This is a genomic window from Pseudomonas entomophila, from assembly GCF_023277925.1.
Lineage (GTDB): Bacteria > Pseudomonadota > Gammaproteobacteria > Pseudomonadales > Pseudomonadaceae > Aquipseudomonas > Aquipseudomonas entomophila_D.
Map to the genome: position 1 here is coordinate 1,110,806 of NZ_CP063832.1, position 13,521 is coordinate 1,124,326.

The 13,521-nt window shown below is 65.2% G+C and carries 12 protein-coding genes; 10 read left to right on the forward strand and 2 right to left on the reverse strand.

Going from position 1 to position 13,521, the window contains the following annotated elements:
* Nucleotides 1-6: 6 nt before the first annotated feature.
* Nucleotides 7-1,293, reverse strand: coding sequence for a sensor histidine kinase (locus IM733_RS05065; RefSeq protein WP_248919826.1), 1,287 nt, complete (start codon nt 1,291-1,293; stop codon nt 7-9).
* Nucleotides 1,290-2,030 (reverse strand): response regulator, encoded by a 741-nt coding sequence (locus IM733_RS05070; RefSeq protein ID WP_248919827.1) that lies wholly within the window; start codon nt 2,028-2,030, stop codon nt 1,290-1,292. Before IM733_RS05070 ends, IM733_RS05065 begins: the two co-directional genes overlap by 4 nt.
* Nucleotides 2,031-2,248: 218 nt before the next feature.
* On the opposite strand from IM733_RS05070, the gene IM733_RS05075 reads away from it, so the two are divergent.
* The 10 genes from IM733_RS05075 to IM733_RS05120 all read left to right on the forward strand — a co-directional run bounded on the left by IM733_RS05075 (nt 2,249) and on the right by IM733_RS05120 (nt 13,320).
* On the forward strand, nt 2,249-2,518 hold the full coding sequence (locus tag IM733_RS05075; protein WP_248919828.1) for a DUF2790 domain-containing protein: 270 nt from the start codon (nt 2,249-2,251) through the stop codon (nt 2,516-2,518).
* A gap of 15 nt (nt 2,519-2,533) precedes the next feature.
* Entirely contained in the window at nt 2,534-3,091 is a 558-nt protein-coding gene (locus IM733_RS05080) for a thioredoxin family protein (RefSeq protein ID WP_248919829.1), read from the forward strand.
* A 135-nt stretch (nt 3,092-3,226) separates the two neighbouring features.
* A complete protein-coding gene (locus IM733_RS05085; RefSeq protein ID WP_248919830.1) occupies nt 3,227-4,105 on the forward strand; it encodes a DMT family transporter in 879 nt (292 codons plus the stop codon).
* A 321-nt stretch (nt 4,106-4,426) separates the two neighbouring features.
* Entirely contained in the window at nt 4,427-4,909 is a 483-nt protein-coding gene (locus IM733_RS05090; protein ID WP_248919646.1) for an Hcp family type VI secretion system effector, read from the forward strand.
* Nucleotides 4,906-5,622, forward strand: coding sequence for a DUF4225 domain-containing protein (locus IM733_RS05095; RefSeq protein ID WP_248919831.1), 717 nt, complete (start codon nt 4,906-4,908; stop codon nt 5,620-5,622). Before IM733_RS05090 ends, IM733_RS05095 begins: the two co-directional genes overlap by 4 nt.
* Nucleotides 5,623-6,043: 421 nt before the next feature.
* Nucleotides 6,044-6,661 (forward strand): transcriptional repressor LexA, encoded by a 618-nt coding sequence (lexA, locus tag IM733_RS05100; protein ID WP_248919832.1) that lies wholly within the window; start codon nt 6,044-6,046, stop codon nt 6,659-6,661.
* The gene (gene imuA, locus IM733_RS05105; protein ID WP_248919833.1) at nt 6,661-7,281 is read left to right on the forward strand and encodes a translesion DNA synthesis-associated protein ImuA; all 621 of its coding nucleotides are present in this window, start codon (nt 6,661-6,663) and stop codon (nt 7,279-7,281) included. Before lexA ends, imuA begins: the two co-directional genes overlap by 1 nt.
* A 6-nt stretch (nt 7,282-7,287) precedes the next feature.
* Complete coding sequence (locus IM733_RS05110) at nt 7,288-8,706, forward strand: Y-family DNA polymerase (RefSeq protein WP_248919834.1); 1,419 nt, start codon at nt 7,288-7,290, stop codon at nt 8,704-8,706.
* Complete coding sequence (locus IM733_RS05115; protein WP_248919835.1) at nt 8,703-11,783, forward strand: error-prone DNA polymerase; 3,081 nt, start codon at nt 8,703-8,705, stop codon at nt 11,781-11,783. The genes IM733_RS05110 and IM733_RS05115 overlap by 4 nt, the downstream gene beginning before the upstream one ends.
* An 88-nt stretch (nt 11,784-11,871) precedes the next feature.
* Nucleotides 11,872-13,320 (forward strand): sensor histidine kinase, encoded by a 1,449-nt coding sequence (locus tag IM733_RS05120; RefSeq protein ID WP_248919836.1) that lies wholly within the window; start codon nt 11,872-11,874, stop codon nt 13,318-13,320.
* Nucleotides 13,321-13,521: the final 201 nt, after the last annotated feature.

Sequence of the window (13,521 nt, forward strand, 5' to 3'; positions counted from 1 at the left end):
GGCGCTTCAGCGCAGCTCGATCTGCGCGCACAGCCCGCCCCCCAGGCGATTGCTCAGGGTCAGGTTGCCGCCCATGGACTGGATCAATTGGTGGGCAATCGCCAGCCCCAGCCCGGTGCCGCCGGTGCTGCGGTTACGCGAGGCCTCGACGCGGTAGAACGGCTTGAGCACTTCGTCCAGCTCGTCCGCCGGGATGCCCGGGCCGTCATCGAGCACGCGGATCAGCATCACCCCCTGTTCGTGGTTCACTTCCAGGTGTGCGGCGCCGGCGAATTTCAGGGCGTTGTCCACCAGGTTCACCAGTACGCGACGCAGGGCGTGGGGGCGGGTTTGCAGGGTGGCCTGGGCGCTGCCGTGGAGGTCCACCTTGGCGCCGCTGTCCTGGTAGTCGAAGACCAGGCTGTTGAGGAAGGCGTCGAGGTTGACCCGGCAGGGCGCCTCGGTACTGCTGTCCATGCTGCGGGCGTAGGCCACGCCCTCGCGCACCAGGTGCTCCATGGCATCCAGGTCGTGCCACAGTTTTTCCTTCTCCAACCCTTCGTCCATCTGTTCCACCCGCAGCTTCATGCGCGTGATCGGGGTCTGCAGGTCGTGGGAAATGGCGGCCAGCAGTTGCATGCGCTCCTTGAGATAGGCGGCGATACGCGCCTGCAGGGCATTGAAGGCGACCGCGGCGTAACGCACCTCGTTCGGGCCGCTCTCGTCGAGCAGTGGCCCGGGGCTGTTCGGGTCGAGGTTGTCGACGGCCTGCACCAGGCGGGTCAGTGGCCCGATGGCCAGGCGTACCGCCAGCCAGGTGCACGACAGCAGTACCAGCAACTGGATCAACAGGACACCCGGTAGCCAGGTGGCCACCGGCACTGACGTCGGGGTGACATCAATGGTCAGAGGGGCGCCATCGGCCAGGCGCAGGTGGGTCTGGAAATGCGCATTGGGGCCGAGAATCTCCCGGAACGTCAGGTGGTATCGGCCGCCGATGGCCTTGACGATCGACTCCGCGGCCAGGGGCGGGTCGGCAGTCGGCATCGCGGTGCCTCGCAAGCCATCATCCAGGCGGTAGCGGTAGGTACGTCGTTCCAGCCGCGCAAGCCAGGCTGGTCGTTCAGCCGCTGGCAGGCGGTCGAGGATGGCCACCGAGGTGGCGACGTCCATTTCCAGGTTGCTGAGCATCATCGAGCGGCTGCTGATATAGCGCTCGTAGGCTTGCAAGCTGAACGACAGGCCGTAGGCCAGCACCAGGCCTGTGAAGAAGATCAGCGCCAGGCGCGAGGCCAGGCTGCGCGGCCACTTCATGTCGACGCCCCCAGCAGTTGCACCGCCAGCGAGAACACATAGCCTTCGCTGCGCACGGTCTTGATGCAGGTGGGCTCGCGGGCGTCATCGCCCAGGCGCTGGCGCAGGCGGCTGACCAGCAGGTCGATGGAGCGGTCGAAGATGTCCGCTTCGCGGCCCTGGGTGAGGTTGAGCAACTGTTCGCGGCTGAGCACCCGCTGCGGGTGGTCGAGGAACACCCGCAGCAGGCGATATTCGGCGCCCGACAACGCCACCAGGGTACCCTCGCTGTCCAGCAGGTGCCGCGCGGTGGTGTCCAGGCGCCAGGGGCCGAAGGCGATCAGCTGGCTGCTTTCACTGATGGTGAGGTTGGGCGGCAGCATGCGGGTGCGGCGCAGCACCGCGTTGATTCGCGCCAGCAGCTCGCGGGCGGAGAAGGGCTTGGTGAGGTAGTCGTCGGCGCCCATTTCCAGGCCGATGATGCGGTCGGTCTCGTCGTTGCGCGCTGTGAGCATCAGCACCGGCGTGTTGCGGTGCTTGCTGGCGCGCAGTTCGCGACACAGCAGCAGGCCATCGTCGCCCGGCATCATGATGTCAAGGACGACCAGGTCGACCGTGTTGTTCTCCAGGAAGGCGCGCATCTGCCGCCCGTCGGCAACGATGCTGGTGCGCAGGCCGTTCTTCTTCAGGTAGTTGCTGACCAGTTCGCGGATCTCGCGGTCGTCGTCGACGATCAGGATGTGATCGACGTGTTCCATTGGGCGGTGTCCTTGTGCAGGGGGCGTGAGCGCAGTCTACCGAGGCGATGCCGGCTTGCCTGCCTCGGTTTGTATTGCAGTGTATCCGCTGTAGCTGTTGTTACAGCATGAGGCATGGCGGCCGGTGGGCCGACACAAGCGGGATACCTGGCGGGCATCCAATGGCGCTACGGGGAAGCACACGCCTTCCCATTTCAAGCCGCACGAGGAGATACACCATGAACGCCAAGGCCTTTGCCCGTGTCAGCCTTTTCGCCCTGCTCAGCCTGGGGGCTATCGCCGCGCAAGCCGCCACCCAGCAAGCCCCGAAGGCCATGCCGTACCACTACGGGGAGCGCTTGGATGTGAAGAAAGTGTTGTCGATCCAGACTGACCCCAACGTCAGTTGCGGGGTGGCCAACTCGCGCATGAACTACCTCGACTCCCAGGGCCGTCAGCATGACCTGCAGTACCTGACCTACGCCACCGATGGCTGCCACGAACACTGATCGGGAGCCTGGCCGATGACTTCGATACCTGGCGGCGCCAGGCGCCGCCCAGGGCGCGTGTCGCTGGTCGCCGTGGCGGCCACCTGCGCCTTGGCTGGCCTGGCCCTGGCGGCCCGGTCGCCTGCGCCTGACCTGGGGGCCATGCCCGCGTTGACCGGTGCGCAGCAGTGGCTCAATTCACCACCGCTGGATGCCGCTTCGCTCAAGGGCAGGGTAGTGCTGGTCGACTTCTGGACCTATGACTGCATCAACTGCCGGCGCAGCCTGCCGCATGTCAACGACTGGGCTCGGCGCTACGCCGACCAGGGGTTGGTGGTGATCGGGGTGCACACACCGGAGTACGACTACGAGCACGATGTCGGCAACCTGCGCACGCAGGTCCGGCAGTTGGGGATCGACTACCCCGTGGCGGTGGACAATGACTACCGCATCTGGAACGCCTGGGGCAACCAGTTCTGGCCCGCGCACTATTTCGTCGACCGCCGGGGCCAGGTCCGTCATGTGCATTTTGGCGAGGGGGACTATGCCGGCCAGGAACAGGTGATCCAGCAATTGCTGAGCGAGCGGGAGTGACCCTGCCCTGGGGAAAGTGGTCGATCAGCGAACGGAATGTACCAGTTGGAACATAAAGCTTTGTTCATCCCAGGGGTTCTCTTCTAGAATCCGCGCATGCCCAGGCGCCATGCCGGGCCATCGCCCGAGAGCCCCATGAGTTCCAGTACGCCGCTGTCCGGAGTCAACCAGCCGCTGCGCGGCATCGCCCTGGTGGTGGTGGCCACCTTCCTGTTTGCCAGCCATGATGGGCTTTCGAAGTTTCTCGGTGGCGTGTACCCGATCATCATGGTCGTGTGGGCGCGCTATGTGGTGCACACGTTGCTGATGGCCGGAATCTTCCTGCCCAAGGCCGGCCTTGCCGTGTTGCGCACCCGCCGGCCGCTGCTGCAAACCCTGCGCGCACTCAGCCTGCTCAGCACCAGCCTGTTGTTTACCGCTGGCCTGCAGTATTTGCCGCTGGCGGAGGCGACCTCGGTCAACTTCCTCGCGCCGGTGCTGGTCACCGCGTTGTCGGTGCCCTTGCTCAAGGAGCGGGTCACGCTGGGGCAATGGCTGGCGGTGGTGATGGGGTTCATCGGTGTGTTGGTGGTGGTTCACCCGGGGGGCGCCCTGTTCACGCCGGCCATCCTGTTCCCGTTCGGTTCGGCGCTGGGGTTCTGCTTCTATCAATTGCTCACGCGCAAGTTGGCGGCCCATGACAGCCCGACCACCAGCAACTTCTACGCGGGGTTGTGCAATACCGTGATCATGACGGCGCTGGTGCCGTTCTTCTGGCAGGTGCCGGCGTGGCCGCATGTGTTGTTGATGTTGGCGCTGGGCGGCTGCGGGATGACGGCGCACCTGCTGTTGACCCAGGCGTTCCGCCATGCGGCGCCGGCGTTGCTGGCGCCGTTCAGTTACTGCCAGATCGTTTTTGCCGGGTTGCTGGGGGCGGTGGTGTTCGGTCAGGTGCCGGATGGGATGAGCCTGGTGGGGATTTCGGTCATTTGCCTGAGCGGGTTGGCGGCGGCCTGGATGCAGCGGCGTGGTTAGGGTTTCGGGGGGCTGCCGATATTGTATCGCCGGCAAGCCGGCCCTTGCAGGGTGAGCACAGCGGTACCCTCCCAGGCATGACTGGCCCGAAACAACGCAGGAACCGGCTTTGCTGGCGAAGCGCCGCGCGGGCGGCGCTCGATCTACAGAGCACTGCAAGGCTACAGCCCAGCACCTGCCTGCCATTAGGCGACCATGAAACCCTTGTCATGCTGTCTGTCATATTTGGCAACTTCTCAATGGTGTATTTTCGGACGCGTCCGACATACAGCACGGTTTTACGTTTTTTACAGTGCGAACTTTTTACAGGGAGTTCGCAGCATGGCGTATCACGGCTACATGACGATCACGGGCGCGCTTCAGGGCCTGATTTCGGCGGGGTGTTCCACCCAGGACTCCATCGGCAACAAATGCCAGGCGGGCCATCGGGACCAGATCATGGTCCTGGCCTTCGATCACAGCCTTTCCAACCTCGACAACGTCAGCCGGGCGCTGCACCGGCCGGTCTATCTCACCAAGTTCGTCGACAAGTCCACCCCGTTGCTGGCGCAGGCGCTCGATTCGCGGGAGCGGGTGGAGTGTGATCTCACCTTTTTCCGCACCAGTGCTGCGGGCCTGCAGGAAAGGTACTACTCGGTAAGGCTCGGCGGCGGGCTGATCGTCCAACAGAACGTGGCCATGCCCCATGCCGTCCTGCTCAATGAGCAGGAACCGCAGGAGCACCTGGCGATCCGTTATCGGGAGATTTCCTGGGTGCACCATGCGGCGGGGACCACCGGCTATGCGACCTGGGGTGAGGAATGACGGCGCGCAGCGAGCACGAGGTCCCGTGGGATGACGACTTCTGGGAAGTGAGCCATGCGGCGGCCCGGCTGACCCAATATGCCTGCGAGGTGGCCGCGCGGTGTTTGGATGACGGGATGCTGCGGCTGCAGTTCACGCAGGAGATGGCGTATGTCGGGAAGGGCATTGTGGAGGAGGTTCGGACCGGCAGGAAAACTGCGGAGGAGGGACTGAAGAAAATCAGGGAAGAACACCGCTCCCTCTATTTTGATGTTGTTGAATATCTAAGAATTGTCGCTGGGCTAGGGTCGGGGCTTTTACAGATCGCTGGTGGTGTTGCCGTTTGTAAGTACTCCGCAGGCCTCATGTGCGGCACGGCGGGCCTTGCGCTTGTTCAACATGGATTGAATAACGTTTATGAGAATGGGCGTAATATTATTCAAGGGGGAAATGATGTCGTAGGGCCGCTTCGCAGAGGCTATCAAGAGATCGCCAAGTCGCTTGGCGGTAAAGCATCGCATGGAAATATTGCATACGGACTTGGTGATCTGCTGCTATCGGGTTATTCGCTTGGTCGATTTGTCGTGTTACCTACCGCCAGACGTCTATTTAGATATATCGATTCAGATAAGACTCGGGCTCATGTAGCGATGGGGGCAGGGCCATTGACGTTTGAACTAGGGGTCAATGTGCTGACGGGTGACCTGATTTGGGTCGAGTGGAATAAGGAATGATTGTTCCGTTTTTCGGGCTTTGTGTGGCGATAGGAATCGTGGTGGCCTACGTTATGAAGTTAAAGCTCTCTGGCCGACGGCTGAGTTCGTGGATGTTCTGGGGGTGCGTTGGATATAATGTATTCTTTGTTAGCTATTATCTGAGAATTGTTCAGTCCTCCTATTTTCTTTTCATAGGTTATCGACCTGACTGGTTGGAAGGTAATGCTGTGGTTGGTTGGTTATGTGTTTTGGGTATGGTTTTGCATAGTTATGCTGTGCCTGTGCAAAGACAGAGCTCTAGACGCTAAGGGTGAGGTCCAGTCAAGGGGTGGGGTATCTGATCAAGTGAAGGCAGTGCTTTTTTGTCTGCTCGGCGCTTACGCAGCAGTGCCACTGGCCGACGAAGGGCGCTGGCCAGCATCTCGCAAAAAGAGTACAAATGTGCTCCATGGACAATCTGACCCCCAAACGCCGCGCCATCCTCGCTTTCATCCGTGAGCGCATCACCGACCAGGCCCAGCCCCCCTCGCTGGCCGACATCGCCGAGCGCTTCGGTTTCGCCTCGCGCAGCGTGGCGCGCAAGCACATCACCGCCCTGTGCCAGGCCGGCTACATCGATGTCACGCCCAACCAGGCGCGGGGCATTCGCCTGGCCGAACCGCTGCGCCGGCCCGAAATACTCGAACTGCCGGTGCTGGGCCAGGTGGCCGCCGGTGCCCCCATCGGCCCCGACCTCGACATTCACGAGCAACTGCTGCTCGACCCCAGCCTGTTCCGGCGTACTCCCGACTATCTACTCAAGGTGCGTGGCGACTCGATGGTCGACGACGGCATCTTCGACGGCGACCTGGTCGGCATCCGCCAACAGGGCGATGCCCGTGACGGGCAGATCGTCGTCGCCCGGCTCGACGGCGAGGTCACCATCAAGCGCCTGCAGCGCACCTGCGAGGGCTACCGCCTGTTGCCGCGTAACCCGCACTACCAGCCCATCGACGTGGGCCCGGAACGCGACTTCTTCATCGAAGGCGTGTTCTGCGGCCTGCTGAGGCGCGACTGATGGGCGCGGTGGTCGAGCTCGACCGCCTGCTCGACCAGCGCAAGGTCTGGCGTGGTCGGCAAGCGCAGGCCCGCCCGCTTGGCCTGCAACCCACCGGGCACCCCGTGCTGGACGCTCGGCTGCCCGAAGGCGGCTGGCCCTCGGCGGCGCTGAGCGAACTGTTGCTGGCCAGCCCGGGGTGTGGCGAGCTGCAACTGCTCTGGCCGACGCTGGCACGCCTGACCGGCGTCGGCGAGCGGGTGGTGCTGGTGGCGCCACCGTTCATCCCCTTCGCGCCGGCCTGGCAGGCGGCGGGGGTGGACCTGCGCTGGCTGGCCCAGGTCGACGCCACGGCGGTCGACGCCTTGTGGGCGGCCGAGCAGTGCCTGCGCTCGGGCAGTTGCGCGGCCGTGCTGTGCTGGCCGGCGCGCGCCGACGACCGCGCGCTGCGGCGCCTGCAGGTGGCGGCGGAAACCGGCGAGGCCCTGGCTTTTGCCTGCCGCACGCAACAGGCCGCGCTCAACCCGTCGCCCGCCGCCCTGCGCATCGCCATCGACACCCGCCCGGCGCAGTGGCGGGTGCTCAAGTGCCGTGGCGGCCTGCCGCCCGCCGCACCCATCGCCTGCCCAGGGCGGGGCTGATGCATCATGCTCTGGGCCTGCATCCTGCTGCCGCAGCTGGCGCTGGACACTGTCCTGCGCGAGCGTGACGACCCCGACACACCGCTGGTCTTGATCGACGGGCCGGCCCAGCGCCGCGTGCTGCGTGCGGTCAACCCGGCCGCCAGCCAGCTGGGCCTGCGTGCCGGGCAGACCCTGACCGCCGCCCGCGCCCTGGCCGATGGTTTCACTTGCGTCGAGGTCGAACCGGCACGTATCGAGCAGCTGCAGCAGTTGCTGGCCGCCTGGGCCTATCGCTTCAGCGCCCAGGTCAGCCTGCATTACCCTCGCGCACTGTTGCTGGAAGTAGGCTCGAGCTTGCAGTTGTTCGGGCCCTGGCCGCTGTTCGAGGCGCAGTTGCGCCAGGAGCTGGCCGCCTTGGGGCTGCGTCAGCGCATCGTGCTGGCCAGCAATCCAGTGGCCGCGCGCATGCTCGCCAACGTTCATGACGGTCTAGCCGTGGCCAGCCCTGATGAAACCCGCGCCGCTGTGTCGAACCTGCCCATCGATCGTGCCGGCCTGCCGTCCGAGGCCAGCACCGCCCTGGCGCGCATGGGCCTGCGGCGGCTGGGGGAGGTGCTCGCGCTGCCGCGCGAAGCGCTGGCCAGGCGCTTCAGCGGCCAAGTGCAGGTGCACCTGGACCAGTTGCTCGGCCTGCGCACACTGGGGCTGGGCTTCTACCAGCCGCCCGACCGTTTCGAGGCGCGGCTGGAGCTGAACTTCGATGTCGAATCACACCAGGCGCTGCTGTTCCCCCTGCGCCGCCTGGTCACCGACCTGGCCGCCTTCCTGGCCGGGCGGGATTGCGGCGTGCAGCGTTTCGAGCTGCACCTGGAGCACGCCGAAGGCCCGGACACGCGGCTCATGGTCGGCCTGCTGGCCGCCGAGCGCGACGCGGCGATGCTCTTCGAACTGGTCCGGGGGCGGCTGGAGCCGCTGCGCATCCCGGCCCCTGTGCGCAACCTGCGCCTGGTCGCCGCGGACCTGCCGGCTTTCGTGCCCCAGCATCGGGCCTTGTTCGACCAACGTGCCCAACAGGCCCAGCCCTGGGAGCAGTTGCGCGAACGGTTACGGGCGCGGCTGGGCGACGAAGCGGTCAAGGGCCTGCGCGCCGAGGCCGATCATCGCCCCGAATGCGCCTGGCGAGGAACCTGGCAGGAGGGCGCGGGCCGACTGGTCGTCGCCCCGGGCAGCCGCCCTGGTTGGTTACTACCGGAGCCACGGGCCTTGCCCGATATGGGTTTGCGCCTGTTAAGCCAGGCCGAGCGCATCGAGTCTGGCTGGTGGGATGGCGGCGACGTGCGCCGTGACTACTATCGCATCGAGACCCGCGACGGCCTGCGCGGCTGGGCCTACCGCGACCTGGCCCAGCCCGGGCCACTGTGGTTGCAGGGCTGGTTCGCATGAACACGCCAGGCTATGCCGAGCTGCACTGCCTATCGAATTTCAGTTTCCAGCGCGGCGCCTCCAGCGCCGATGAACTGTTCCGACGGGCCCGTGAGCAGGGCTACCAAGCCCTGGCGATCACCGACGAGTGCACCCTGGCCGGCATCGTCCGGGCCTGGCAGGCCGCCAAGACGCATGGGGTGCGGCTGATCATCGGCAGTGAGGTGCAGCTGCATCAGGGCCCCAAGCTGGTGCTGCTGGTGCAGGACCTGCGCGGCTACCAGAACCTGTGCGCCCTGATCACCCGCGCCCGGCGCCGGGCACGCAAGGGCAGTTACCAGTTGCTCGGCGAGGATCTCGCCGCCCATCACCAGGGCCTGCTGGCGTTGTGGGTCGCCGCCCCTGGTGACGCAGGGGAAACCGGGGCATGGTTGCGCACGCTGTTTGGCGAGCGCCTGTGGTTGGCCGCGCACCTGCACCGTGGTGCCGACGACCCGGCCCGGCTGGCGGGGCTGCAGGCGCAGGGCCTGCGTTTCGACGTGCCGCTGGTGGCCTGCGGCGACGTGCACATGCATGCCCGTGGCCGCCGCGCCCTGCAGGATTGCATGACCGCCATCCGTGCCCATTGCACCGTGGCCGAGGCGGGTGGCTTGCTGTTCGCCAACGGTGAGCGCCACCTGCGCCCGCTCGCCCAGTTACGGGAGTTGTACCCCGCGCCATTGCTGGATGAGACGCTGAATGTCGCTCGACTGTGCACCTTCGATCTCTCACAACTGAAGTACCAGTACCCCCGCGAGCTGGTGCCAGAAGGGCACAGCCCCGCCAGCTGGCTGAGGACGCTGTGCGAGCAAGGCCTGCCCGGGCGCTGGCCCGACGGCCCGAGCGACAAGGTGCGCGCGGTGCTGGACAAGGAGCTGACGCTGATCGAGGAACTGGGCTACGAAAGCTACTTCCTCACCGTCCACGACATCGTCGCGTTCGCCCGCCGCCAGCGCATCCTGTGCCAGGGGCGGGGGTCGGCGGCCAACTCGGTGGTGTGCTTCGTACTGGGCATCACCGAGCTCGACCCCATGGTGCACCGCCTGCTGTTCGAACGCTTCCTGTCCCGCGAACGCAACGAACCGCCGGACATCGACGTGGACTTCGAGCACGAGCGCCGCGAAGAAGTGATCCAGTACGTGTTCAGCCGCTATGGCCGGCACCGGGCCGCGCTCACCGCCGTGGTCAGCAGCTACCACGCCGCCGGCGCGGTGCGCGACGTGGCACGGGCGCTGGGGCTGCCAGCCGACCAGGTGGACGCCCTGGCCAAGTGCTGTGGGCGCTGGAGCGACCGTATCCCCGACCATGAACGCCTGGCCGAGGCCGGCTTCGATGGGCAGAGCCCATCGTTGCGGCGCATCCTGGTGCTGGCCGGCGAGCTGATCGGTTTCCCCCGGCACCTGTCGCAGCACCCCGGTGGCTTCGTCATCAGCGAGCAGCCCCTCGACCAGTTGGTACCGGTGGAGAACGCAACGATGGAGGCGCGCACGGTGATCCAGTGGGACAAGGACGACCTGGACATGGTCGGCCTGCTCAAGGTCGACGTGCTTGCCCTTGGTATGCTCAGTGCCCTGCGTCGCTGTTTCGACCTGCTGTACCGGCATCGGGGGCTTGAGCTCACGCTCGCCACGATCCCATCGGCCGATCCGGCCACCTACGCGATGATTGGCCGCGCCGAGACCATGGGGGTGTTCCAGATCGAGTCGCGGGCGCAGATGGCCATGCTGCCCAGGTTGCGCCCGGAGAACTTCTACGACCTGGTGATCGAGGTGGCGATCGTACGCCCGGGGCCGATCCAGGGCGACATGGTCCACCCGTATTTACGTCGTCGCCTCAAGCAGGAACCGGTAACCTACCCGTCGGAAAAGCTCCGCGAGGTGTTCCAGCGCACCTTGGGTGTGCCGCTGTTCCAGGAGCAGGTGATGGAACTGGCCATGGTAGCCGCCGACTACACCCCCGGTGAGGCCGACCAACTGCGCCGCAGCATGGCCGCCTGGAAACGCCATGGTGGTCTTGAACCGCATCGGCAACGGCTGGTTTCGGGCATGCTGCGCAACGGTTATGAGCTGGCGTTTGCCGAGCGCATCTTCGAGCAGATCAAAGGCTTCGGCAGCTACGGTTTTCCCGAGTCCCACGCCGCCAGCTTCGCCCTGCTGTGCTATGCCAGCAGTTGGCTGAAATGCCATCAGCCGGCGATCTTCACCTGCGCGCTGGTCAACAGCTGGCCCATGGGCTTCTACAGCCCCGACCAGCTGTTGCAGGAAGCGCGTCGGCAGGGCATCGAGGTGCGCCCGGTGGATGTGTTGCACAGTGCCTGGGACTGCACCCTGGAGCCGGTGGGCGAGGGCGACCTGGCCATCCGCCTGGGGTTGCGCCAGGTACGGGGCTTCAGCGAGACGGATGGCCAGCGCCTGGAGCAGGCGCGGGCGCAGCGGCCCTGGCGCGATGTCGAGGACCTGTGCCTGCGCGCCGGGCTCGACAGCCGCGCCCGTGGCCGCCTGGCCGATGCCGGGGCGCTGCGGGCGCTGGCCGGCAACCGTCACCAGGCGCGCTGGCAGGTGGCGGCGGTGCAAGCGCAGCTGCCGTTGTTCGCCCAGGCCGAGCCGGCCCCGGAGCCGGCGGTGACGTTGCCGGCACCTAGCGCGGCGCAGGACCTGCATGCCGACTACGACACCCTGGGCACCACCCTCGGCCCCCACCCGTTGACCCTGCTGCGTTCGCGCCTGCGGGCACTGGGCTGTCGCAGCTCAGGGGAACTGGCGGTTGTCGAGGACGGCGACAACATCGCCGTGGCCGGGCTGGTGGTCGGGCGCCAGCGGCCGCAGACGGCCAGTGGCGTGACCTTCGTCACCCTCGAGGATGAGCACGGCATGGTGAACGTGGTGGTCTGGCGCGACCTGGCCGAGCGCCAGCGGCGGGCGTTGGTGGGGGCACGCTTGCTCAAGGTCAGCGGGCGGCTGGAGCAGGAAAGTGGCGTGCGCCACCTGATTGCCCGACGGCTGGAGGATATCAGCCCGTTGCTGCAGGGGCTGGAGGTGCGCAGCCGCGATTTTCACTGAGCCCGACGGGGCGAGGCGACAGGCTTCCCCCAGTTTTCCCCAACTCTGGGCTATAACCTGTAGATGGTGCCCAGCCGCGGAGCCCGCCATGGACCTCGCCCCTCGTCCCGACACACTGATTCCCGCCACCGAGGCCAGCGCGGCGCGGCGGCCGTTCGACCTGTTGCGCTGGTACGCCTGGGTCAGCCTGGCGTTCATCGTTTCAGTGGCCGTTGGGCTGGGGCTGATCTCCAGCCGCTACATCATCGACGAGAGCGTCGAGCGTGACGCGCTGCTCACTGCCCAGTTCATCACCTCCATCGCCGATGCCGAAGTGCGCCACGTGTCGATCCCCAATGTGCGCACCATGGGCGAGCTGCTCGACCCACGCCTCGACCCGACATTGCCGGACGTCGACCCCGAGGCCCGGCGCAAAGCCAGGGGTGAGTTCCTCGACCATATCGCCCACCTGCCGGACATGCTCCTGGCCAATATCTACTCGCCTGACCGCACGGTGATCTGGTCGAGCAATCCAGCGCTGATCGGCAAGCTGATAAACGCCGACGACGACCTCGACCAGGCCTTCGAATACAAGATGCGCGTGTCGGCCAGCTATCACGACTTCGACCAGGTGCGTAGCGAGCAGAAGTTCATCACGCCGCCGGAGAAGCTGTTCATCGAGAACTACATCCCGCTGTTCGATGCCGACGGCGAGCAGGTCACGGCCATGGTGGAAATCTACAAGGAGCCCCACGATCTGATCGTGCGTATCGAGCATGGCCTGATACTGATCTGGCTGGCCATCAGCGTGGGGGCTGGCATGGTCTACATCGGGCTGTACGGCATCATGCGCCGGGCCGCGCGGATCATGGCGGTGCAACAGAAGCGGCTGATCGGTAATGAAACCTTCGTGGCGCTGGGCGAGGTATCGTCGGCGGTGGCCCATAGCCTGCGCAACCCGTTGGCGAGCATCCGCTCAAGCGCTGAACTGGCCCAGGCCTTCGACGAGGGGCCGGCGCAGCGGCACGTCAACGACATCATCAACCAGGTCGACCGCATGTCGCAGTGGGTGCGGGAGCTGCTGCAGTCGCTACGCCCACTCAATGACGAAGCGGTACCGGTGGACCTGGGGCAGGTGTTGCAGGAAAGCGTCCAGGCCTTCGCCGCGCCCCTGAGCAGGGGGCGGGTACAGGTGCACTTGCCTGAACTGCCTGGCGTGCGCGTATTGGGACAGCCAGCGCTGCTTGTGCAGATCTTCAACAGCCTCATCGCCAATGCCCTGGAGTCGATGGGCCAGGGGGGCGACCTGCGTGTCGAAGTGATTCGGCGGGATCGACGCAGCCTGACCTTGCGCCTTTCCGATACCGGCAAGGGGATGAGCGAACGGCAGCAGCGCATGGCCTTCCGACCGTTCTTTTCCACCAAGCAAGGTGGCCTGGGCGTGGGGCTGATGCTGGTGAAGCGGATCATGGAGCGTTTCGGGGGATCGGTACGCTTGAGCAGTTACCCCGGTTCCGGCACGAGGGTGTCGCTGAGTTTCAGGTTGGCTTCCGAGTGATGTAAAACATGAATTATGTTTGTTAAATTCATGATTTTTAGTGATTTTATATTTTTCATTTATTTCCCGTATGTGGGGAATTTTTCTATAAATGAAATTAATAAATTAATGCAACTCTATGTTTTTTATACGAAAAGTATTTTTGGCTGATTTTTTGCTGCGACCTATCAGTGACCCCACGCGGCAGTGCCGCCAGGGGCA

Excerpts from the sequence above, each read along its gene's own strand:
- IM733_RS05065 (WP_248919826.1), bottom strand. The coding sequence starts at position 1,293 with ATGAAGTGGCCGCGCAGCCTGGCCTCGCGCCTGGCGCTGATCTTCTTC.
- IM733_RS05070 (WP_248919827.1), bottom strand. The coding sequence starts at position 2,030 with ATGGAACACGTCGATCACATCCTGATCGTCGACGACGACCGCGAGATC.
- IM733_RS05075 (WP_248919828.1), top strand. The coding sequence starts at position 2,249 with ATGAACGCCAAGGCCTTTGCCCGTGTCAGCCTTTTCGCCCTGCTCAGC.
- IM733_RS05080 (WP_248919829.1), top strand. The coding sequence starts at position 2,534 with ATGACTTCGATACCTGGCGGCGCCAGGCGCCGCCCAGGGCGCGTGTCG.
- IM733_RS05085 (WP_248919830.1), top strand. The coding sequence starts at position 3,227 with ATGAGTTCCAGTACGCCGCTGTCCGGAGTCAACCAGCCGCTGCGCGGC.
- IM733_RS05090 (WP_248919646.1), top strand. The coding sequence starts at position 4,427 with ATGGCGTATCACGGCTACATGACGATCACGGGCGCGCTTCAGGGCCTG.
- IM733_RS05095 (WP_248919831.1), top strand. The coding sequence starts at position 4,906 with ATGACGGCGCGCAGCGAGCACGAGGTCCCGTGGGATGACGACTTCTGG.
- lexA (WP_248919832.1), top strand. The coding sequence starts at position 6,044 with ATGTGCTCCATGGACAATCTGACCCCCAAACGCCGCGCCATCCTCGCT.
- imuA (WP_248919833.1), top strand. The coding sequence starts at position 6,661 with ATGGGCGCGGTGGTCGAGCTCGACCGCCTGCTCGACCAGCGCAAGGTC.
- IM733_RS05110 (WP_248919834.1), top strand. The coding sequence starts at position 7,288 with ATGCTCTGGGCCTGCATCCTGCTGCCGCAGCTGGCGCTGGACACTGTC.
- IM733_RS05115 (WP_248919835.1), top strand. The coding sequence starts at position 8,703 with ATGAACACGCCAGGCTATGCCGAGCTGCACTGCCTATCGAATTTCAGT.
- IM733_RS05120 (WP_248919836.1), top strand. The coding sequence starts at position 11,872 with ATGGACCTCGCCCCTCGTCCCGACACACTGATTCCCGCCACCGAGGCC.